At 67.8% G+C, this 19,934-nt stretch carries 20 protein-coding genes and 1 tRNA gene; 8 read left to right on the forward strand and 13 right to left on the reverse strand.

Translation table 11 applies throughout. From position 1 onward, the window contains the following. Genes ACE3Q6_RS00475 through rsmA form a run of 3 tightly spaced genes read left to right on the forward strand, consistent with a single transcriptional unit; the run spans position 1 to position 3,053 of the window. A complete protein-coding gene (locus tag ACE3Q6_RS00475) occupies positions 1–1,215 on the forward strand; it encodes a peptidylprolyl isomerase (protein WP_374426495.1) in 1,215 nt (404 codons plus the stop codon). Continuing rightward, positions 1,212–2,165: a 4-hydroxythreonine-4-phosphate dehydrogenase PdxA gene (gene pdxA, locus ACE3Q6_RS00480; protein WP_374426498.1), complete on the forward strand. Its 954-nt coding sequence runs from the start codon at positions 1,212–1,214 to the stop codon at positions 2,163–2,165. The genes ACE3Q6_RS00475 and pdxA overlap by 4 nt, the downstream gene beginning before the upstream one ends. Before the next feature lie 51 nt (positions 2,166–2,216). Next, positions 2,217–3,053 carry a 16S rRNA (adenine(1518)-N(6)/adenine(1519)-N(6))-dimethyltransferase RsmA gene (rsmA, locus tag ACE3Q6_RS00485; RefSeq protein WP_374426501.1) on the forward strand — a complete coding sequence of 279 codons (837 nt, stop codon included), beginning with the start codon at positions 2,217–2,219 and terminating at the stop codon, positions 3,051–3,053. On the opposite strand, the gene ACE3Q6_RS00490 is transcribed toward rsmA, so the two are convergent. From ACE3Q6_RS00490 to ACE3Q6_RS00515, 6 genes are all read right to left on the reverse strand, one after another. Beyond that, entirely contained in the window at positions 3,050–3,928 is an 879-nt protein-coding gene (locus ACE3Q6_RS00490; RefSeq protein WP_374426504.1) for a phosphotransferase, read from the reverse strand. The two genes, rsmA and ACE3Q6_RS00490, sit on opposite strands and share 4 nt — an antisense overlap. 157 nt (positions 3,929–4,085) lie before the next feature. Then, positions 4,086–8,024 carry a PAS domain-containing protein gene (locus tag ACE3Q6_RS00495; protein ID WP_374426507.1) on the reverse strand — a complete coding sequence of 1,313 codons (3,939 nt, stop codon included), beginning with the start codon at positions 8,022–8,024 and terminating at the stop codon, positions 4,086–4,088. Positions 8,025–8,169: 145 nt separating this feature from the next. Next, positions 8,170–9,324, reverse strand: coding sequence for a DUF1501 domain-containing protein (locus tag ACE3Q6_RS00500; RefSeq protein ID WP_374426510.1), 1,155 nt, complete (start codon positions 9,322–9,324; stop codon positions 8,170–8,172). An 8-nt stretch (positions 9,325–9,332) separates the two neighbouring features. Then, on the reverse strand, positions 9,333–11,000 hold the full coding sequence (locus tag ACE3Q6_RS00505) for a DUF1800 domain-containing protein (RefSeq protein WP_374426513.1): 1,668 nt from the start codon (positions 10,998–11,000) through the stop codon (positions 9,333–9,335). Between the two features lie 89 nt (positions 11,001–11,089). Then, a complete protein-coding gene (locus ACE3Q6_RS00510; RefSeq protein WP_374426516.1) occupies positions 11,090–11,449 on the reverse strand; it encodes a DUF1304 domain-containing protein in 360 nt (119 codons plus the stop codon). Then, a complete protein-coding gene (locus ACE3Q6_RS00515) occupies positions 11,446–12,612 on the reverse strand; it encodes a M20 aminoacylase family protein (RefSeq protein ID WP_374426518.1) in 1,167 nt (388 codons plus the stop codon). Before ACE3Q6_RS00515 ends, ACE3Q6_RS00510 begins: the two co-directional genes overlap by 4 nt. A 207-nt stretch (positions 12,613–12,819) precedes the next feature. Here ACE3Q6_RS00515 and ACE3Q6_RS00520 point away from each other — a divergent pair, with 207 nt between their 5' ends. Both ACE3Q6_RS00520 and ACE3Q6_RS00525 read left to right on the forward strand, forming a co-directional pair. Next, the gene (locus tag ACE3Q6_RS00520; protein WP_374426521.1) at positions 12,820–12,951 is read left to right on the forward strand and encodes a hypothetical protein; all 132 of its coding nucleotides are present in this window, start codon (positions 12,820–12,822) and stop codon (positions 12,949–12,951) included. Between the two features lie 82 nt (positions 12,952–13,033). Then, positions 13,034–13,372: a TfoX/Sxy family protein gene (locus tag ACE3Q6_RS00525; RefSeq protein WP_374426524.1), complete on the forward strand. Its 339-nt coding sequence runs from the start codon at positions 13,034–13,036 to the stop codon at positions 13,370–13,372. A gap of 48 nt (positions 13,373–13,420) precedes the next feature. On the opposite strand, the gene ACE3Q6_RS00530 is transcribed toward ACE3Q6_RS00525, so the two are convergent. The 3 genes from ACE3Q6_RS00530 to ACE3Q6_RS00540 form a co-directional block, all read right to left on the reverse strand. Continuing rightward, the gene (locus tag ACE3Q6_RS00530) at positions 13,421–13,987 is read right to left on the reverse strand and encodes a Hint domain-containing protein (RefSeq protein WP_374426527.1); all 567 of its coding nucleotides are present in this window, start codon (positions 13,985–13,987) and stop codon (positions 13,421–13,423) included. A 518-nt stretch (positions 13,988–14,505) separates the two neighbouring features. After that, positions 14,506–14,581: transfer RNA gene (locus ACE3Q6_RS00535), tRNA-Thr, on the reverse strand. Between the two features lie 42 nt (positions 14,582–14,623). Continuing rightward, positions 14,624–16,276: an ABC transporter permease gene (locus ACE3Q6_RS00540; protein ID WP_374426530.1), complete on the reverse strand. Its 1,653-nt coding sequence runs from the start codon at positions 16,274–16,276 to the stop codon at positions 14,624–14,626. 97 nt (positions 16,277–16,373) lie between these two features. Here ACE3Q6_RS00540 and ACE3Q6_RS00545 point away from each other — a divergent pair, with 97 nt between their 5' ends. Further along, the gene (locus tag ACE3Q6_RS00545; RefSeq protein ID WP_374426533.1) at positions 16,374–17,246 is read left to right on the forward strand and encodes a hypothetical protein; all 873 of its coding nucleotides are present in this window, start codon (positions 16,374–16,376) and stop codon (positions 17,244–17,246) included. On the opposite strand, the gene ACE3Q6_RS00550 is transcribed toward ACE3Q6_RS00545, so the two are convergent. Then, positions 17,247–17,501, reverse strand: coding sequence for a DUF2312 domain-containing protein (locus ACE3Q6_RS00550; RefSeq protein ID WP_374426536.1), 255 nt, complete (start codon positions 17,499–17,501; stop codon positions 17,247–17,249). A gap of 142 nt (positions 17,502–17,643) precedes the next feature. Here ACE3Q6_RS00550 and ACE3Q6_RS00555 point away from each other — a divergent pair, with 142 nt between their 5' ends. Continuing rightward, a complete protein-coding gene (locus ACE3Q6_RS00555) occupies positions 17,644–17,859 on the forward strand; it encodes a hypothetical protein (RefSeq protein ID WP_374426538.1) in 216 nt (71 codons plus the stop codon). Positions 17,860–17,874: 15 nt separating this feature from the next. On the opposite strand, the gene ACE3Q6_RS00560 is transcribed toward ACE3Q6_RS00555, so the two are convergent. Together ACE3Q6_RS00560 and ACE3Q6_RS00565 are read right to left on the reverse strand one after the other, a co-directional pair. Then, a complete protein-coding gene (locus ACE3Q6_RS00560) occupies positions 17,875–18,069 on the reverse strand; it encodes a hypothetical protein (RefSeq protein ID WP_374426541.1) in 195 nt (64 codons plus the stop codon). Beyond that, positions 18,066–18,398, reverse strand: coding sequence for a TraR/DksA family transcriptional regulator (locus ACE3Q6_RS00565; RefSeq protein ID WP_374426544.1), 333 nt, complete (start codon positions 18,396–18,398; stop codon positions 18,066–18,068). Before ACE3Q6_RS00565 ends, ACE3Q6_RS00560 begins: the two co-directional genes overlap by 4 nt. A gap of 142 nt (positions 18,399–18,540) precedes the next feature. Between ACE3Q6_RS00565 and ACE3Q6_RS00570 the strand changes: the two genes are divergently transcribed. Continuing rightward, positions 18,541–18,966 carry a TIGR01244 family sulfur transferase gene (locus ACE3Q6_RS00570; RefSeq protein ID WP_374426546.1) on the forward strand — a complete coding sequence of 142 codons (426 nt, stop codon included), beginning with the start codon at positions 18,541–18,543 and terminating at the stop codon, positions 18,964–18,966. Between the two features lies 1 nt (position 18,967). Here the strand turns inward: ACE3Q6_RS00570 and ACE3Q6_RS00575 are convergent, their stop codons facing one another. Beyond that, positions 18,968–19,915: a FliM/FliN family flagellar motor switch protein gene (locus tag ACE3Q6_RS00575; RefSeq protein ID WP_374426549.1), complete on the reverse strand. Its 948-nt coding sequence runs from the start codon at positions 19,913–19,915 to the stop codon at positions 18,968–18,970. Positions 19,916–19,934: the final 19 nt, after the last annotated feature.

Raw genomic sequence — 19,934 nt, forward strand, 5'->3', positions numbered from 1 at the left:
ATGCGATTTTCGGTTCTGAAACGGCAGGCTGCCGCAGTGGCGATGGGCGTTGTGCTGGCGGGTCCGGCGGTGGTTGCCCCGGCCTTCGCGCAGGACCTGTTCGCCCCGCGGGTCTATGTGAACGACCGCGCCGTCACCGAGTATGAAGTGCAGCAGCGCGCCCTGTTCCTGCGGGTGCTGCGCGCGCCGGGCAACCCCGAGGAAGAGGCTCTGAAGGCGCTGATCGAGGATCGGCTGCGCCAGACCGAGGCGGAGCGGCTGGACATCAAGCTGACCGAGAAAGAGCTGACCGACGGCCTGGCTGAATTCGCGGGCCGGGCGAACCTGTCCACCGAACAGTTCGTGGGCGAGCTGGCCAAGGCCGGGATCGCGCCCGAAACGTTCCGCGATTTCGTCTCGGCCGGGCTTTTGTGGCGCCAGGTGGTGCGGGCGAAGTTCCTGGGTCAGGTGCCGATCAGCGAAGCCGACGTGGACAAGGCGCTTGAGGCCTCGGCGCGTCCCAAGGCGCTGCAGGTGCTGGCAAGCGAACTGGTGATCCCGGCGCCGCAGGGCAAAGAAGAGGCCGCGATGGCCCAGGCGCAGGAGCTTTCGGACAGCCTCTCGGGCGAAGGTGCCTTTGCCGAGGCGGCACGGCGCTATTCGGCGGCGCCCACGGCGGGGGCCGGCGGCCGGCTGGACTGGCTGCCCCTGTCGAACCTGCCGCCGGCCATCGGGCAGAAGATCCTGGCGCTTGATGCGGGCGAGGTGTCGGATCCGGTCGCGGTACCGGGGGCCGTGGTCCTGTTCCTGCTGCGCGACGTGGCCGAGGATACTTCGGCGGAACCGATCTCGGTCTCGGTCGAATGGGTGGAACTCCTGGTCCCCGACGACGCGGCCGAGATCGCGCGGATCCGGGCGGCGGCGGACGACTGCGACATGCTGCAGGCCCAGTCAGGCGGCCAGACCGATCGGGTGACGCTGGCCAAGGCCGGGATGGGCGAGGTGCCGGGCGATGTGGCGCTGGAACTGGCGAAGCTGGACCCGAACGAGATTTCCGTGGCGCTGACCCGGGGCGGCCTGCGGCGGATGCTGATGCTTTGCGGCCGCGAGGCGGTACTGGACCCGGCGCCCACCCGCGACCAGGTGCGCGAGCAGGTCATCAACCAGAAGCTGGAAGGTCTGGCCGAGGGCTACCTGGAAGAGCTGCGCGCGGCCGCGATCATCCGCGAGCCGTGAGCGCTCCGGTTCTTCTGACCTGCGGCGACCCGTCCGGGATCGGGCCGGAAATCGCGGCCAAGGCCTGGGCGGCGGGCGAGCGTTTCGTCTGGATCGGTGATCCTTCGCATCTGCCCAAGGGGACGGAATGGCGCGAGGTCGCTGAGGGTGAAATCCCCGGCGATGGGCCGATGGCGGTGCTGCGGCAGGACTTCGCGGGCGCGGCGGCGCCGGGGAAGCCCGATCCAGCCAATGCGGCGGGCGTAGTGGCCGTGATCGAGCGGGCGGTCCGGCTGGTGGAGGCGGGCAAGGGCTCGGCGGTCTGCACCGCGCCGATCAACAAGAAGGCGCTGAAGGATGGGGCGGGCTTCGCCTTTCCGGGGCATACCGAGTTCCTGGCGCACCTGGCGGGGGTCGGGCGGGTGGTCATGATGCTGGCCTGCCCGGGCTTGCGGGTGGTTCCGGCGACGATCCACATTCCCCTGTCCGAGGTGCCGGGGGCGCTGACCGAGGCGCTCTTGGAAGAGACGATCCGGATCACGTGTGCGGGGCTGATCCGGGATTTCGGGATCGCCCGACCGCGCATCGCGGTGGCGGGGCTGAACCCGCACGCGGGCGAAGGCGGGGCGATGGGTTGGGAGGAGGAGCGGATGATGCGGCCTCTGCTGTCCCGGCTAAGGACGGAGGGGCTGGAGGTCTCCGGCCCCTGGCCTGCGGACACGATGTTCCATGCGGGCGCGCGGAAGGGCTATGACGCGGCGGTCTGTGCTTATCACGACCAGGCGCTGATCCCGATCAAGACGATCGACTTCGCGGGCGGGGTCAATGTGACGCTGGGGCTGCCGTTCGTGCGGACCTCGCCGGATCACGGGACGGCCTATGACATCGCGGGACGCGGCGTCGCGGACCCCACGAGCCTGATTGCGGCGTTGCGGATGGCGCGCGAGATGGCGGCGGCGCGCGGGGTTTGATGCGGCGGATGCCTCCGGCGGGGATATTTGGGCAAAGATGAAAGGCTGAGCTTGGGCACGATCGACGGCTTGCCGCCCCTGCGCGAGGTGATCCGGGCGCATGAGCTGGTGGCGAAGAAGCAGCTGGGGCAGAACTTCCTGCTGGACCTGAACCTGACCGCGAAGATCGCGCGGGCGGCGGGGGACCTGGCGGGCTTCGACGTGCTTGAGGTGGGTCCCGGCCCCGGTGGCCTGACGCGGGGGCTTCTGGCGGAAGGCGCGCGGCGGGTGGTGGCGGTCGAGAAGGATGCGCGCGCCCTGCCCGCGCTGGCCGAGATCGCGGCGCATTATCCGGGCCGGCTGGAGGTCCTGCACGGCGACGCGCTGGAGCTGGACCTGGCCGCGCATCTGAGCCCACCCTTCAAGATCGTGGCCAACCTGCCCTACAACGTGGGCACCGAGCTGCTGATCCGCTGGCTGACGCCGGAGCAATGGCCGCCGCTCTGGTCGTCGTTGACGCTGATGTTCCAGAAGGAAGTGGCAGAGCGGATTGTTGCGAAGCCGCGAACAGAGCACTACGGCCGCCTCGCCCTTCTGGCCCAGTATCGCTGTGACGCCCGCATCGTGATGACGCTGCCGCCCGAAGCCTTTACCCCGGCGCCAAAGGTCCATTCGGCGGTGGTGCAGCTGACTGCCCTGCCTCAGCCAAGATTTCCCTGCGACTTCAAGGCCCTGCAGCGCATAACGGCGATGGCCTTCAACCAGCGCCGCAAGATGCTTCGGGCGAGCCTGAAGGGCCTGCGGCCGGATATCGAGGCAGTGCTGGAAGGCGTCGGTATCCCGCCCACGGCGCGGGCCGAGGAGATAGGTCTCGAAGCTTTCTGCGCGCTCGCCCGCGCGGCGGCCTAGCGCGTCGCGGCCAGCGCCTTGCGATAGGTGTCGAGGTATTCCGCGGTATAGGCCCGGTAGTCGAAGTCGAGCTGCGAGTGGATTTCCTGGACCATGGACCACATCGCCTCACGCAGGGCCGCGGCGGCCTTCATCGCCCGGTAGCGGCGCCAGAGATCCGCATCGGGGGGCGCGCCGAAATAGGCGCCGAGGAGCCAGTCCTCCTGCGCGGTGTCGAGGCCGTTGTTCGCGGCCAGTCCGCCCAGGTCGAACAGCGGCGAGCCCCAGCCGGCATAGTCCCAGTCGATCAGCCACATCCGCTTGCCGTCGTGCAGGAAGTTGCCTGGCAGAAGGTCGTTGTGGCCGAAGACCATCTCGATCCGGCCCACGGCGCGTTCCAGGTCCTCGGCTTCGGCCAGGAGACCCGCCAGCGCCGGGCGGTGGCGCGAGTTCCCCTCCTCAAGCGTTTTGGCATAGTCGCGCACCACCTGGAAAACCCAGAAGGTCAACGCCGGTCCGCGCAAATGGCGGGGAATGTCGCGGTGGGCGTGCATGACGAGCGCGAGCGCCTGTTCCAGCATTTCCTGGTCGCGAAGGTCCTGGGCCGTCATGGTTCGGCCCTCGACGAAGTCGATGACCAGTGCGCCCGGTTCATGGTGGATCACGCCGGGCGACACGCCGGCGGCATGGGCGGCGCGGCTGGCGGCCAGTTCGTTGAAGCGCATGATCTGGTGGACCGGGATATCGTCGCCGATCCGCACCACGGCGCGCCGGACCTGATCGGTCACCAGGACGTTGAGATTGGTGATCCCGCCCCCAAGCGGGGTCGCCGTCGCCTCGCCGTGCCAGATCGGCAGCGAGAGGGCCCGCGTCAGGGGGTCCAGACGATCGTGCATGTCACCTCCGCGCCGCAAGGGGTGCGATGGACCTGCAGCGGGCCTGGCAAGGGACCGCACCGCCGCCACCGTCACCAGTTACCAGGGGCGCGTGCCTGCGCCCGTTACGGGAAGAATGCGGACAGAGGTCCTGCCTGTCAAAGCCAATCGCGACGTGTCAGGTCGCATGCTGCGGGTCGACGCACTGCCAAAGCGCCTGACCCAGCATCTCGATCCGGATCGGTTTGGCGACGACGGCGGCGAAGCCGTGGCCAAGGTATTCATCGACCTGGTGGGTCATGACGTTCGCCGTCACCGCGACGGCGCGGGGGGCCGGGCGGCCCAGATCCCGGGCAAGGGCGGTCAGCGCCTCGAGCGTGTCGAGACCGTCCATCCCCGGCATGGCGATGTCGAGCAGCACCGCGTCGTAGTTGCCGGTCCGGAAGCTTTCCAGCGCCTCGGACCCATCGGCAACGATCACCGTCTCGACACCGAGGGCCTGCAACATGCTTTGCAGGATGATCCGGTTCGTTGCGTTGTCCTCGGCCGCCAGCACCTTCATCGCGGGCAGGCGGAGCGCGCTGCCATCGGCGTCGCGCCGCGAGCCTTCGGCGAGGACGGGGATCTTCAGCCAGACCCGCGCGGTGACGCCCTGCCCTTCCACCGAGGAGAGCGACACGTCGCCGCCCATCAGCCGAGCCAGGCGGCGGACGATCGGCAGGCCAAGGCCCGTGCCCACATGGCTCCGGCGGGAGCCCCCCATGCCTTGGGTGAATTCCTCGAAGGCGCGGGCGATCTCGTCGGGGGACATGCCGATGCCGGTATCGCGCACCTCGATGGCGATGCTGTCGGGCAAGGAGCAGTCGATGACGACCCTGACCTGGCCCTGGTCGGTGAACTTGAGCGCATTGCCCATGAGGTTGTGCAGGATCTGGATGAGCCGCATCTCGTCGCCCAGGCGCAACTCGCCATCCGGGTCGCCGGTGCAGCGGATGACCAGCTTGACCCCCTTGTCGATGGCCGAGATCTGGTGCAGCGCGGCGACGCGGAAGAGGATGTCCGGCAGGCTGATCGGGCGCGGATCGAGGACCAGGCGGCCAGCCTCGATCTTGGCGAGGTCGAGGATGTCGTTGATGACGCCAAGGAGATGCTCGCCGGAATCGCGGATGACCCGGACCATCGCCTGTTCCGTCGGATCGGAGAGCCGCCCGGCCAGCACCGTCGCCATGCCGAGGACGCCGTTCAGGGGCGTGCGGATTTCGTGGCTCATGGCGGCCAGGAAATCGGACTTGGCGCGGTTTGCGGTCTCGGCCGCAGTCATCGCGGCACGGAGCCGGTCCTGGTTCTGCACCTCGTCGGTGATGTCGGTGAAGGTGCAGACGACGGCAGCCTCGGTCGCCGCGGCCGAGAGGCGCGCCGAGGTGGCTGCCACCACGCGGCGTTCGCCGGAGAGCCAGTGCAGGTCATGGCGGAGCTCGTGCATCCCCGGCTCGCCCGCCAGCGCGCGCGCGACCGGAAGCTCGTCGGGGGCGATCCGGTTGCCGCCGAGGTCGAACAGATCGGCAGTGCCGAGAAGAGACAGAAGCTGGCTTCCCGGAGTGACATGCCGGCCCAGGACCCGGTCTGCCGCGGCGTTCGAGAAGACGACCGCGCCGCGTTCGTCGACGACGACGATCCCGGACACCGAGGCCTCCATCACGCGGGCCAGCGTGTCGCGTTCGCGGGCCAGGGCGAATTCCAGCGCCTTTGCGGCCGAGATGTCGAGGTTGATGCCGCTGGTCTTGACCGGGCGGCCGGTCTCGTCCCATTCCGCGACCTGGGCGCGGGTGAGGACCCAGACCCAGTGGCCTTCGCGGTGACGGAGCCGGACTTCGTGTTCGACCTGCCACTGCCCGGACTCGAACGCCTCACGCTCGTGCGCGATCAGGCTTTCCATGTCGGCCGGGTGCAGCATGTCGAGCCAGCGCTGCAGGGACATTGGGTTCAGTTCGACCGCGTGGTAGCCAAGAATCTCGGCCCAGCGGTCGCTGACCAGCGTGACACCGCTGCGCATGTCATGTTCCCAGGTGCCGACCTTGGTGCCGTCGATGACATGGGCGAGGCGCTGTTCGGCCTCGGCCTGGACCGAGACGTCCAGCGTGATGCCGGAGATGCGGCGGGGGCTGCCGTCAGCCCAGTGCGCGGCGACATGGCCACGGGTGAGAAGCCAGACCCACTTGCCGCTGGAATGGCGGACGCGGCAGCGCAGGGAAAAGCTGTCGCGGCCCGAGAGGAACAGATCGCGCTGGGTTTCGACGACCGCCATCCGGTCCTCGGGATGGACGAGATCGATCAGGTCGGCCACCGTGGGCGCGGAGCCGAGGCCCAGCATCGTGGCCCAGTTGTCGTTGATCGTGGTGAAGCCGTGGTCGGACGCCCAGTCCCAGACCGCGATCCCGCCGCCCTCGACCACCTGCTGAAGCCGACGGTCGGCCAGGCGGCGGGCGGTGACGTCCTCGTAAAGCCCCACCGTCTCGCGTTCGGGGGTGGCGCGTTCGCGGACCCAGATCAGGCGTCCGTCGGCCAGTTCGTCCTCGTTGTCCCAGACCTCGGTGAGCGGGCGGTCAAGGCGGCGCTGGAGGTTCGCGTCGTCGCGTTCGCCCTCGGCACCGAAGACGCCATTGGCGATGGCCGCGCGGAGCAGGTCGTCGTAGAGCGCGCCCTCGCGGATCTGGTCGGCAATGCGGGAGAAGACGCGGACGTAAGGCGTGTTCCAGAGGACCAGGCGGTCCTCGGCGTCGAAGATGGCGAAGCCGTCGTCCAAGGCTTCGATGGCGGCCATGAAGCGGGATCGCGTGGCTTCAAGTGCATCGCGACCGGCCTGCAGCGCGGCCTCCTTGGCGCGGATCTCCATCATGTTCTCGATCAGCGACCAGACAAGGCGGCGGCCGTTCGGGTCGACGCTGACGAAGCAGCGGACCACGGCGGGGAAGGCGTGGCCGTCCTTGCAGCGGAACGTGGCTTCGACCGGGCCGTAGGTCTGGGCGGTTCGCAGCGCGGCGCGGGCGCCCTGGATGAGCCATTCGCCATCCTGGGGCAGGATCTGCTGCACCTGGAGGTTGATGCCGGCCTGCGGATCAAGCCCGAAGACATCCTTGAAGGCCCGGTTCACGTCGATGATCTCGCCGGTGTCGTAATCGTTCACCAGGATCGGATGCGGGCACATCTCGAAGAAGGCGGTGAACTGGCCCTCGCGGAACGAGGTCATCTCGCTGGACCGATCCGAAGCGGCGATGTCGCGGATCACCACGATCAGGTTCGCGGCCTGCGTCTGCGGCGTCAGTCCCATCCGGGCGACCGAGACCTCGTAGCGGTGCGGCGTCACCAGCGTGGAGACCCCGACCCGGCGCGTCAGGGCCGTGCTGTCATTGGGCGGTGCGGCGAGGATCTCGGTCATCAGCTGCGCCAGCGGCAGCGGCAGGATCTGGGCGACATGGCGACCGATACCACCCCGGACTAGGCCGGAGAGCCACGGAAGCTTGTCGCTGTGGCAGGCGATGACCTCGCCGGTGGGTGCAAGCTCGATCACGAGGTCCGGCAGGGCGTTCAGCGTGGCGGCAAGATGCGCGCGCGAGGCGGCTTCGGCCCGGGCCGCTTCGACCCGAAGGACGACGGACGACAGCGCGCGTCCGATCGAGGTCAAGAAGAATACCGCCTCGTCCTGCCAGGTCCGGTCCGGCCGGTTGCAGTCGAACCCGATGATCCCGAACAGCCGCCCACCTTCGCTGAGCGGGACCATCAGCGTGGACTTCACGCCGATGTCCTCGAGGAACTGCCGTTCGGGAGTGCCGGGGGCAAGCTCGGAAGGGTCCAGCACCGCGACGATCCGTCCTTCGATGAAGGCCTGGTGCCAGGCCGGACGCACCACCTGCCGGACGACCTGCATCACCGGCTTCAGCGGCCGGACGCCCGGGGCGACCCATTCGTGGGTGTTGCGGTAGCCGGATCCCGCCGCGTAGGTGAAAAGGAAAGTGCGGGCAAAGCCGTAGCTTTCACCGAGGCTGGCCAGGACCTCGTCGATGCGCTGGTCCATGGTCTCGGGCGTGACGTCGAGGAGCCGATTCATGAGCTCGACCACGCGGAGCTCTACCCGCGCAGGTTGTGCCTTCTTCGTATCAGGCTGGCCCGCGTGTCCCATTCACCCTCGCCTCAACAGCAAGAATTATCTGCCAGAAGCCCCACTCCCGCAACCCCATCTGTCCAGGGATCGCTTCGGTCCGGCCCTAGGCCCACAACCCAAGAGTTGTGCGCCGCAAGCCGGGGAAGACCGTGCCGACATCGGCAAGCCGCATGTGTCCCGACAGAAGCTCGGACAGCACGTCGCGGTAGTCGGTCACGACGGCGAGGTCCGCACCTTCCTCCAGCGCCTCGTTGCCGAGACCCGGCCAGCGGCCAACCATCCGCCCCCCCCGCGCCTGGGGGCCGAGCACCATCATCACGTTGCCGCGCCCATGATCCGTCCCGCCCGCGGTGTTCGAGCGAAGGCGGCGGCCGAACTCGCTCATCACCACGACCGAGACATCCTGCTGCCAGGCGCCAAGGTCGCGCCAGAAGGCCATGAGGGCCTGTGACAGCGTCCCGACCAGACCGTGAAAGGCCCCGGCCTGGTTCACATGGGTATCCCAGCCCGGGACGTCGACGGTTGCGACCCGCAGGCCGATCTCTTCCTTGATGGACTGGGCGACGGTCATCAGAGGGGCGCTGACCGGATTGTCCTGGGGGTAGTCGACCGTCGGATCGTAGCGGCGAAGCCCTGCGTCGGCGGGCGACCAGAAACGGCCCTTGATGAGGTCGGAAAGGCCGAGAAGATCCTGCACAGGACGGCCTAGCGGTCCATGCGCCCCGAAGCCCGACTGCAGCCGGGCGCGCAAAAGGTCGGACAGCCAGTGATCGGGGGCGACCACCAGATCGGCGAGGCTCTCCGCCACTGCGGCCTCGGCGCCCAGAAGGCTTGCGGGCCGCATGGCACCCACGGCCAGCGCGGGCATGGGGCCGCCAGGGGCGTCGGCCTGCAGCCAGCGCCCGATCCAGCCCGATGGGTCGCCGGGCGGGATGTCTGCGCCGAAAAGTCCGCGCTCGATCCGGGCCTCGGCGTCGAAATGACTGCGCGTCGCGTCCGGAAGACCGGCGGCATGGACCAGCAACAGGTCACCCGCGTCGTAAAGGTCTGCCAGGGGCGCGGCGGCGGGATGGAAGCGGAAATCCACATCGGCGATCTCCTGGCGGATCGCCCGACCGGCCCCGTCCCCGTCCCGGAGCACCCGCAAAGTCTCTGGCCGCGCGGCGATGAAATCCGGGTCCGAGGCGGGCGAGACCAGCGCCAGCCCGTCAGCGCCGCCGCGCAGGAAGATCACCACCAGGATCGGGTCACGCGCCATGGAACCACCTACCGCAACAGGAACTCCGGGCTCAGCGCCGCAAAGGCGACGACCGTCTCCGCCAACCCCTGGCGGTCACCGGCTGAAAAGTCACGGGCGGGCGTGCCCGGATCGAAACCGAAGGCCCCGGCCAGATCAGCGGCGATGTCCCCGCCCTGCCCCGGAGCCAGCGCCGCGGCATGCCGTGCGGCGAAATCCCCGGCCGTTTCGGCATCCGAGGCCAGAGCGGAGAGATCGGCGGTGGCGCCATCGAACCAGTCCTGCAGGCCGTTCAGCGCCAGATCGACGTAGCGGTTGAGCGTGCTGGCCCCGGTCCAGGCCGAAAGACGGTCAGGGTGCCCGGTGGGCGGACCATAGTCATGCTGCCGCCAGCCGGCGCGGGCGAGCGACCACGGAAAACCGTTTTCAACAGAATCGACCTCGGCTCCTGCTGCACGGTAGAGCGCAGCGAGAAATTCGAAGGGTCGGCGCAGCTTGGTGGCGGGCGCAGCGAACTCAGACGAAAGAACCAGGACTCGCAGCACCTGGGCGATCTGGTCGGGCGCAGCCTTCGCGGCAAGGAAGGTGCCGGCCATCCGGTCCACCAGCGCGGGGTCCGGGTCGTCGGAAAGAAGCCGCCGGGCGATCTTCCGGCAGACGAAACGCGCGGTGCCGGGGTGAGCGGCCAGAATGTCCAGCACCTCCTCCCCGTCTTCCATCGGGCCGCGGTTCGGCGCGAACTCGCGGCCGAGGATGCGCTTCTGATAGGGGTCATGCCAGCGCGCGACATAGTGGAAGCGGCCCGTGAGCGGCGCCGTTTCGCCGTCCGAGATCCAACGCCCGTCCCCCACGGTCCACCCGGTGAAGGCGCGGGCCACCTCGTAGACGTCGAGGTCCAGATAGCCCTCGGCCAGCCCCGCATCGGCCCCCGGCACCTGCCGCCAGTCGCTGTAACGGTCGTTGAGGTAGTTCTCCGCGCCAAGCGTGTGCAGCTCGAGCAGCTCTCGCGCGTAGTTCTCGTTCGCCGGGCTGGCTATGCTGTCGGCGTTGTTCAGGTAGTAAAGCATGGCGGGAGAGCGGGCGACCTCGCCCAGAAGGGTGCGGAAGTTGCCGAAGGCATGGGTCCGCATCAGGGCGTCGTGGCTGGCGAAGAAGGCGGCGGTGTATTCGTCCTTCAGCGCGTTGACGTTGAAGTGGTCGTGCCAGAACTGGGCCATGACCTCGCGCAGCTGCGCCTCGGCATGGACCGCGCGAATGAGGGAGGCGGCGATGACCTCGGTCGCGGGGCGGACACGCTCGCCGTAGTCCATGCCGCGACCGGGGGTCCAGTCGATCAGCGGCAGAAGCGTCGCGGGATCGGCCATCAGCGCGGAGAGGGGGCGAAGTTCGTCGGTGGCGGGCCAGCTTGCGCCGTCTTCATCTTGTCCGGCTGGATAGGCGATGCGAAGCCGCGCCCGGGCCAGCCGGTCGTCCAGGGCGGGATCGGTGATCGGCAAGGCGAGCTGGCGGTCGAACCAGGCTTCGGGGCCGAGCGCGGCGAAGGACTGGAGATCCTGTGCGGTGGCGCCGAAGGTCAGGCGGTTGAGCCAGAGCCGCGCCTCGCCCCCCTCGGCCGCGCGGGCCGGCGCCAGCGGCGGCAGCCCCGCGGCGGCGGCGACGGCAAGCAGGCGGGCGTGGAACATGCGCCGCGTGATCATGCCCTGTCCCTCCCTTATTGCGGGAAGAGTGCCACGGCAGACCCGTCGCGCAAACGATTGCGGTGGGCCCAAGCGGAACCCCGCCAGAGCTAGACCCCAGCCAGCACCGCGACCAGGGCCAGCGCGGCGGGGGCCGCCTGGACATAGACGATCCGCCGTCCGGCCGTCGCGGCCCCATAGAGCCCGGCCACGACCACGCAGGCCAGCACGAAATGCGCCAGCCCCTCACCCGCGCCGGGGAGACCCTGCACAAGCGCAAGAAGCAGTCCGGCGGCGAGGAAGCCGTTGTAGAGCCCCTGGTTGGCAGCCAGCACCCGGGTCGCGGCGGCGAATTCGGGCGTGGTGCGGAAGATCGCCCGGACGCGCGGGCTCTCCCACAGGAACATCTCCATCACGAGGATCCCGACATGGATCAAGGCAACAAACGCGACGAGCACCGATGCGATCATGCGGCAGGCATCCGGGTTTCGGCCATCTCGGCATACCAGCTTGATCCGAAGGGGATCGCGGCATCGTCGAAGTTGTAGGCCGGATGGTGGACCATCGCGGTGTCGCCGTTCCCAAGGAAGATGTAGGCGCCGGGGCGTTCGTTCAGCATGAAGCTGAAATCCTCGGCCCCCATCAGCGGTGCGGTGTCGGTGTCGACGTGGCCCGAGACCTTGCGCGCGACCTCTGCCGCGAAGTGGGTGTTCTCGGGCGTGTTGATGGTCACCGGGTAGCCGCGCGAGTAATGGACCTCGGCCCGTGCGCCAAGCGCCAGCGCCGTGCCCTCGACGATCTGGCCGATGCGGGTCTCGACGAAGTCCTGCACCTTGGGGTCCATCGTGCGCACGGTCCCCTTCATCTTCACGACCTGCGGGATAACGTTGTGGGCGGTCGAGTCGGTTTCAACCGTGCAGACCGAGACCACGACCTGTTTCAGCGGGTCGACGTTGCGGCTGGCGATGGTCTGCAGCGCCACGATGATATGGGCCGAGACGACGGTGGTATCCACGCAATCGTGGGGCTTGGCGGCGTGGCCGCCCTTCCCCGTCACCACGATCTCGAACTGGTCGGCCGCGGCCATCATCGCGCCGGGACGGATCGCGAAATGGCCGACGGGGATGCCGGGCATGTTGTGCATCCCGTAGACCTCTTGCACGTTCCAGCGCGCAAGCATCCCGTCCTTCACCATCTCGCGGCCCCCGCCGCCACCTTCCTCGGCAGGCTGGAAGATGCAGACGACGGTGCCGTCGAAGTTGCGCGTCTCGGCCAGGTATTTGGCCGCACCAAGGAGCATGGCGGTATGCCCGTCATGGCCGCAGGCGTGCATCTTCCCGGGCACGGTCGAGGCGTAGGGAAGCCCCGTCTGTTCCTTGATGGGCAGCGCGTCCATGTCGGCGCGAAGACCGATGACCCGGCCCTTGCTGTCCGTCCGGCCCTTGATCACCGCAACGACGCCGGTGCGTCCGATGCCCTCCACCACCTCGTCGCAGCCGAAGGCGCGGCAAAGCTCGGCCACCTTGGCGGCGGTGCGGTGGACATCGAACAGCAGTTCGGGGTGCTGGTGGAAATCGCGGCGCCAGGCGGTGATCTCGGGCAGAAGCTCGGCGAAACGGTTCTTGGGCGGCATGGGTGTCTCCTTTCCGACAGGGTGGACCTGTTGCCGGAAAACGGCAAGCCCGGAGGTTACGGGTCAGGAAAACCGGAACGTGATCAATGACCTGTTGCCGATGTCGCACGTTTTCGCCATATCGTCGCAAAATCGACATGAACCCGGCTTGTTGCGGCCAGAAGCCCGCGCAATATGGGAAAAAGAGCCAGGAAACGGAGCAGTCAGATGGCCACGAAACCCAGCCAGCCCCAGCAAGGCGGCAGCACGCAACAATCGCCCCAACAGCAGGGCCAGCAGGCGGGTGGTTCGACCCAGCAGGCCGGGCAGCCGATCTTCCGGGACTGGGCCTCGATCTGAGAGCCTCTTGGTCGACAAGACCACGTTGACAAAACACGGGCCAGCCGCGAGGCTGGCCCTGTTTTGTTCTTCCCCCTGCCCCATGCCCAGCCCCGTCTCCTCGATCCCGAACCTTGGACCCGCTTCGGAAGCGGCCTTTGCCCGCGCCGGGATCGGCAGCGCCGAGGAAATCCGCGAGATGGGTGCGGACGAAGCCTACCGGCGGCTTCTGGAAAGCGGATCGCGTCCGCATTTCATCGGCTACTACGTCCTGGTGATGGGCCTGCAAGGCCGCCCCTGGAACGACTGCAAGGGCGAGGAGAAGAAGGCGCTGCGCAAGCGCTTCGACGCCTTGTGTTCAGGCTTCAACCGGTCCGACGCGAAGCTGCGGGCGGATCTTGAGCAGACGCTCAGTTTTCTGGGCGTAATTCAAGCGCGTTGATCCGAAAGATTTTCGGCCGTTCGGGAAACAATCGCGCTTGTGCTGGAATCAGGGTTTGATGCGGATCCAAATCCCGTCGACGCGGACAATTGCGGGGGTGCCGCAATGAATACGGAAATAAGTCAATCCGGTCGCCTGCGCCAAATCGGGATTGAAACGGCTGCGCAACTCATTGGCCTTGACAAATGTCGTGGCCACATGGGCATCGGGGCAAATCTCCTGCCCCGGTGACAGAAGCATGTCCTGCGACGGACGGCCCGGTCCGAAGGCGTTGGCGGGGATCCGGATCGGAAGCGCACTGGGCTGCTTGCGCAGGAAATCCTGGTCCAGGTGGATGCGGTCGACCTCTTGCACCGTCGCGCTTGCGCCCGAATAGGTGCGCAGGTCATCCCGCACGCGCAAGGCTTCGACCGGCAGCTCGCCAAAGGTCGTGCTGATCCGGGATTTTCCATTGAGGCCAGGAAGATACCATGCAAGCCTGGGCTCGGGCCGGTTCTGCTCTTCTGGTCTGACAAGTCCGCTCAGGGCTTCCTTGATCCTGCGGAACCGGTCCAGCTCGATAACGGAACCTGATGACGACATGGTGGCGCGATCCTCAAATTGGGAATGTGCCATAAACAGTGGCGGGAAAGGACACGTGAAAAGAAACAATGGGTTCTGCACCCCAGCGCTGAACCCTTCCAATTATTAGCATATGTCAAACAGCCGCATAACCTGTCGATTTGGACAGGTTGGCGTCAAGGATCGATGAACAGTCCCCAAGCGGGATGCCGATTGGCGGCCGGCCTTCCTGCAATGCAACTTTAAGTTGGGCGACCGAAGGAAATTGCACCCGACGATTCTTTCGGATCGATTCCCGATCGGCAATTGTTGCGTCCGTCGCGCGGCAAACCGGTTGGCCGCAATTCAACGCAAAACGGTCGATCTGTTGCCCTTCTCTTGCCCGAGTCGCATGCTTATCTGTCGATGCGCGGAGGTGATGTCCCCTCATCCGCCGCGCAAGTGATTGGTGTGCTGTTTGCATCGACCCCGACGCAAGGGTCACCCTGCCGCCCGGCACTTCCCCGAGTCAGCCGGGCGGCAGAGGACCCCCTTGAGTGAGAGGCGGTCCCCGGCGCTGTTCAGATTGGCTGTGGTGCCCCCAGAGGGACTTGAACCCCCGACCCTCTGATTACAAATCAGATGCTCTACCAGCTGAGCTATAGGGGCCACGCGTTCCAATTACCGCCGTGGCCCGGCTGGTGCAAGGGTTCAGTCTTGGCGGCGGGCCACAACCATGACGGCGACCAGGCCGACCGCCATGACCAGCAGTGCGGCCGGAGCGGCCTCGGACAGGCGTTCCAGGCTGGCCAGTTCGAAGACGCGGGTGGAGAGCGTGTTGTAGTTGAACGGGCGCAAAAGGAGCGTGGCCGGCAGTTCCTTGACGCAGTCGACGAAGACGACCAGAAGCGCCGTCAGCACCGAGCCGCGCATGAGCGGCAGGTAGACCGCCCGCAGCGTGCCAGAGGCCGAGCGGCCCAGCGACCGGGCGGCCATAGAGAGCGAGGGCGAGACCCGGCCGAAGGCTGCATCCACCGCCCCCTGCGCGATGCCGAAGAAGCGCACCATGTAGGCCAGGCCAAGCGCGAAGGCCGTGCCCGTGATCATCAGGCCCGGGTCCCGGCCGGTCAGCGCCAGGATGCCGTCGGCCAATCGGTGGTCTAGCGCCGCGAGCGGCAGGAGAAGCCCCAGCGCCAGCACCGCGCCCGGTGCGGCGTAGCCGATCAGCGTCAGCGGCAACAGCCACTGCGCCCCGGTCGACCCCTTCATCCGCAGCGCGTAGACCAGGAAGACGGCCGCCCCGACCGTGGCCAGGGCCGCGACGCCACCGACGACGAGCGTGTTGACCAGTGCCTCGAGAAGGCCGGGGGCGAGCCAGCCCTCGGGCGCGGCGGCGGAATGGACCAGCATCACGCCGACGGGCAAGAGGAAGCCGCCAGCGAAGGGGATCAGGCAGAGGACGGTCGCATACCAGCCCTTGCGGCCCGTGATCCGGGCCGGTTCGTGCGGCTGGGCGCTGCGGCCAAGACGGTGGAAGCGCGCCCCGCCGCGTCCGGCCCGTTCGAGCCCGACGAGGAGGAGGATCAGCAGAAGGATCACCCCGGCGATCTGGGCCGCCCCGCCGGCATTGCCGCCGTTGAGCCAGGTGGAGAAGACGCCCGTGGTCAGGGTCTGCACGCCGAAATGGAGGACCGTGCCGTAGTCGGCCACCGTCTCCATCAGCGCCAGGGCCACACCGGCGGCGATGGCGGGCCGGGCGAGCGGCCAGCCGATGCGGAGGAACATCCCCCAGGGGCCGCAGCCAAGCGCACGGGCCACCTCGTAGGCGCGGCCGGACTGTTCGCGATAGGCCGAGCGGGCGAGGAGGTAGACATAGGGGTAAAGCGCGAAGGACAGGACCAGGATCGCCATGGGAAGCGACCGGGTCTCGGGGAACCAGTAGTCCCGCGCCGATGCCCAGCCGAAGGTGGCGCGCAGCCCCGACTGGAGGGGGCCGGCGTAGTCCAGAACGTCCACCAGCGCGTAGGCCCCGACATAGGCCGGGATCGCCAGCGGAAAGAGCAGCGCATGGGACAGCCAGTCGCGGCCGGGAAAGCGGTACTGGCTGACCAGCCAGGCCGCGCCGGTCCCCATCGCCGCAGTCAGGATGGCCACCCCGGCCATCAGAAGCAGCGTGGTCGTCAGATAACGCGGCAGCACGGTCGCCATCAGGTGCGGCCAGATGTTTTCGGTCGGGTTGAGCGCGATCCAGGCGATCGACACGATCGGGGCCAGCACGATGACCGCGATCAGGACCGCGCCGATCGTCCAGAGATCGGGCCGGATCCGGGGGGCGGCGGCAAGTTGAGTGAAACGGTCGGACATGCTGGTCACGGGTTACAGGAAAGCGGTTTAACTGTCCAGAAAAGCCCGTATAGTCGCGCCTCCGGGCCAGGGTCGGCCGGAACCGAGACCGAGCGTAATGCGCATTGTGTACCATTTGGGGGTTCATTGTACCGACGAGGATCGGCTGATCCGCTGCCTGTTGAAGAACCGCGCGACGCTTGCCGAAGAGGGCATCGCCGTCCCCTCCCCCACCCGGTACCGGACGCTTCTGCGCGACGTTGCCAAGCAGCTGCGCGGGGCGCGGGCGACCGAGGACGCGGCGGCGATGGTCTTGGACCAGATCATCGATGACCCTTCGGCAGAACGGGTGATCCTGTCCTGGACAAGCTTCCTCAGCTTCCCGGCCTTCGCGATCGGCAATGGGCTTTATGGCCAGGGCGGCGAGCGGCTGCACGGCTTCACCCAGATCTTCCCCGAGGCAGAGGCCGAGTTTCACCTTGCGATCCGCAACCCCGCCACCTTCCTGCCCGACCTTCGGACACGTGTCATTGTCAAGGGGCAAGGCGATGTGCTGGCAGGGGTGGATCCCATGGGACTGCGCTGGTCGGACACGATCCGCGCGATCAAGGAGGCCAACCCCGGGGTCCCGCTGACCGTCTGGTGCGACGAGGATGCGCCGCTGATCTGGCCCGAGGTGCTGCAGGCGATTTCGGGCCATGCGGCCGATACCCGGCTTGAGGACGACGATGAGCTCTTGGCCGATCTGATGACAGAGGCGGGCCTCCAGCGCTACCAGACCTACTGCCGCGATCACCCACCGCAAAGCGTGTCGCAGCGGCGTCGCATCGTCACGGCCTTCCTGGAAAAGTTCGGGCGGCCCGAGAAGCTGGCCGTCGAAGCCGATGTCCCCGGCTGGACCGGGGCGCTGGCGGAGCGACTGACGCAGTCCTACCTGCGCGACGTGGACCGGATCGCCCGGATCCCGGGGGTCCGGCTGGTCGAACCCTGATCAGCTCATCCCGAGGGCGGCCTTGTAGACCTCGAGCACGGCTTCTTCCTCGGCCAGCTCGTCCGGCTTGCGCTTGCGCATCGCGATCACCTTGCGCATGACCTTGGTGTCGTAGCCCCGGCCCTTCGCCTCGGCCATCAGCTCTTTCTGCTGCTCGGCCACGTCCTTCTTTTCCGAGTCCAGCTGCTCGTAGCGTTCGATGAACTGGCGAAGCTCGTCGGCAGTGACGGCATAGGGGTCGGTCGCGTCAGGCATGGCGGTCCTCTGGGCTGGCGGTGGTCCGGGGTTCCTACCCTGCCGATGCCTTCGGGTTCAAGCGGGATCGCCCCTGCGCGGCCACTCCTTGCGTGGAGAAGCCTTACCGGCTAGCAGAGCGCCAGCGACAGGGAGAGGCATGATGCAGGCATTGATCTGGGCAGGCGCGGCCCTGACCGTCCTCGGGCTTGCGGGGCTTGGCTACTGCATCCTGCGCGCCACGAAGGCAAAACGGTCCGGACTGGACGACGCCGCCATGCGGGCAGAATTGCAGAAGGTCGTGGCCATCAACCTGGCGGCGGTGGGGTTTTCGGCCCTGGGCCTGGCGGCGGTGGTGACGGGGATCCTGCTGGGCTGACCCACACCGGGACCTTTAGACCGGCATGTTGTCGAAGCCTTCCTCGACTTCGGCATCGGTCTTGGGCTCGCCCTCCTCTCCCGGGATCATCGCGGCAAGGGCGCGCATTTCTGCCAGAAGAAGATCAAGCCCCTGCTGCTGCAGGTTCATGCCGGCTGCGAGGAGGTCGGCTTCGTCGCGGATCAGATCGGCGGGTGTGCGGGCGGTCATTTGGCGCAGCTCCGGCAAAGGGGGGTCCAGGGAAGAAGGTCCAGCCGCGCCTCGGCGATAGTGTCACCGCAGCGGACGCAGGTGCCGTAGTTGCCGTCCCTGATCCGGTCCAGCGCGGCACGGATCTGGGTGATCTCGGATTTGCCCGCATTGCCGGTGGCTTCCAGCACCTCGTCGCCTTCCCGCTCGGTCGCAAGTTCCTCCCAATCGCGGTTCTGGTGCGAATCAAGTTCCTCTTCGATCGCCTCGAGGCGTGCGCCGAGTTCAATCAGACGCTTCTCCAGCGCGGCTTTGCGGGTGGCGAGCGGTGTGGTCAGATTGGCCTGCATCGGGTCCTCCTCTATTGCCAGAAGACTAGACCTGCGCGCAGGGACCCGCCTTGACTCAGGTCAACGGCTTTGCGCTTTCCAACCAAGCTGGCTATGGTCGCAGCGGTTTCGTTTTGCGCCCCGGCGCCCGATGGAGAGACAGATGGAAATCCGCGCGATCACCCCCGACTATGCCGTCTCGCCGCAGATCGAGCCGGGGGACCTGCCCGCGATCAAGGCGGCTGGCTATGTGACGGTGATCGACAACCGCCCGGACGGCGAGATCCCGCCGCACCTGCACACCGCCGCAATGCGCGCGGCGGCCGAGGCGCTGGGGCTGACCTTCGTGGCGAACCCGGTGATCGGCGGGGCGCTGACGATGGACAACGTGACGGCGCAAGCGGCGGCCATCGCGGCTTCGTCCGGTCCGGTCTTCGCCTATTGCGCCAGCGGCAACCGGTCGTCGGTGGTCTGGGCGCTTGCCAATGCGGGAAAGCGGTCGACCGACGAATTGATCGGCCTGCCCGCGCGCTTTGGCTACCAGCTGGAGCACTTGCGCCCGCAGATCGACGCGCTGGCCGGCGGCTGACCTAGCCGGCTGCCCGCAGTTCGGGTGGCACGGGTTCGGCCGAGGGGGCGAGCCTTGCGGAGGATGATCCCGTGCGGGCCGCAGCCGCCTCGTTCAGCTTGACGGCGCGCATGCCCCGGTGCTGGCCCAGCCGTGCCCCGGCAATGCGCTGGCCGTCGATGGTCTCAAGCGAGATGTCGTTGAGCGCCGCCGTCTGCAGGACAAGCGTCTCACCCACTTCCAGCGACATGACCTGGCGGAGCGACAGGGTCAGACGCCCGACGACTGCGTCCAAACGGGAATCGGCCTGCATCACCTGGGCCGACAGCGCCGCGGTGAAGGGCGGGGCATCGGACTTCGCCTCGGTTTCGGGGACCACGGGCACCTCACCCCGGCCGTTGGCGGGCAGGACCAGAAGGACCCGCCCCAAGCGCCCCTCGCCGCCAAGAGAGATTTCGGCCGAGAGCACGCGGTATGCGTCTTCTTCCAAGAGAAGGCCAAGCGGGCGCGCATCCTCAAGGTAGCTGGCGTAGCGGAAACCGCCGGCCCAGGAAAAGTCGGCCTCCTCGGCCAGGGTTTCGTCAAGGCCCATCAGGGCGCGGTCGATCACGCCCGCGACCATCGCGGCGTCGATCCGGCTGGCCTTGCGCGGGGGCGGAACCTGCGACCCAAGCCGGCCCAGGGTCTGCTTTTCGATGAACGAGGCGGTGACGACGGGCGCCAGCATGATGACCCCAAGTCCGCCGCCCGGCCCGTCCAAGAGCGCGATCAGCGCGAGGTCCGGGGCCTGTTCCAGAACCTCGGCCAGGCTTTGCCGCGCCACGACGAGGCTGCGGAATTCGAGGTCGAGGCCCATCGCGTCCCGCGCCGCACGCGCAAGCGCCAGGCGCCAGCCCCGGTCGGCGCCGGGTGCCCCTTCCGCCTGGGTGGGGCGGGCACGGTCGATCTTGCGGCGGATCACGTCGGTCATGGCGGTCCCTCGGAGGCCA

Source organism: Tabrizicola sp. (genome assembly GCF_041913445.1).
Classification (GTDB): Bacteria; Pseudomonadota; Alphaproteobacteria; order Rhodobacterales; family Rhodobacteraceae; genus Tabrizicola.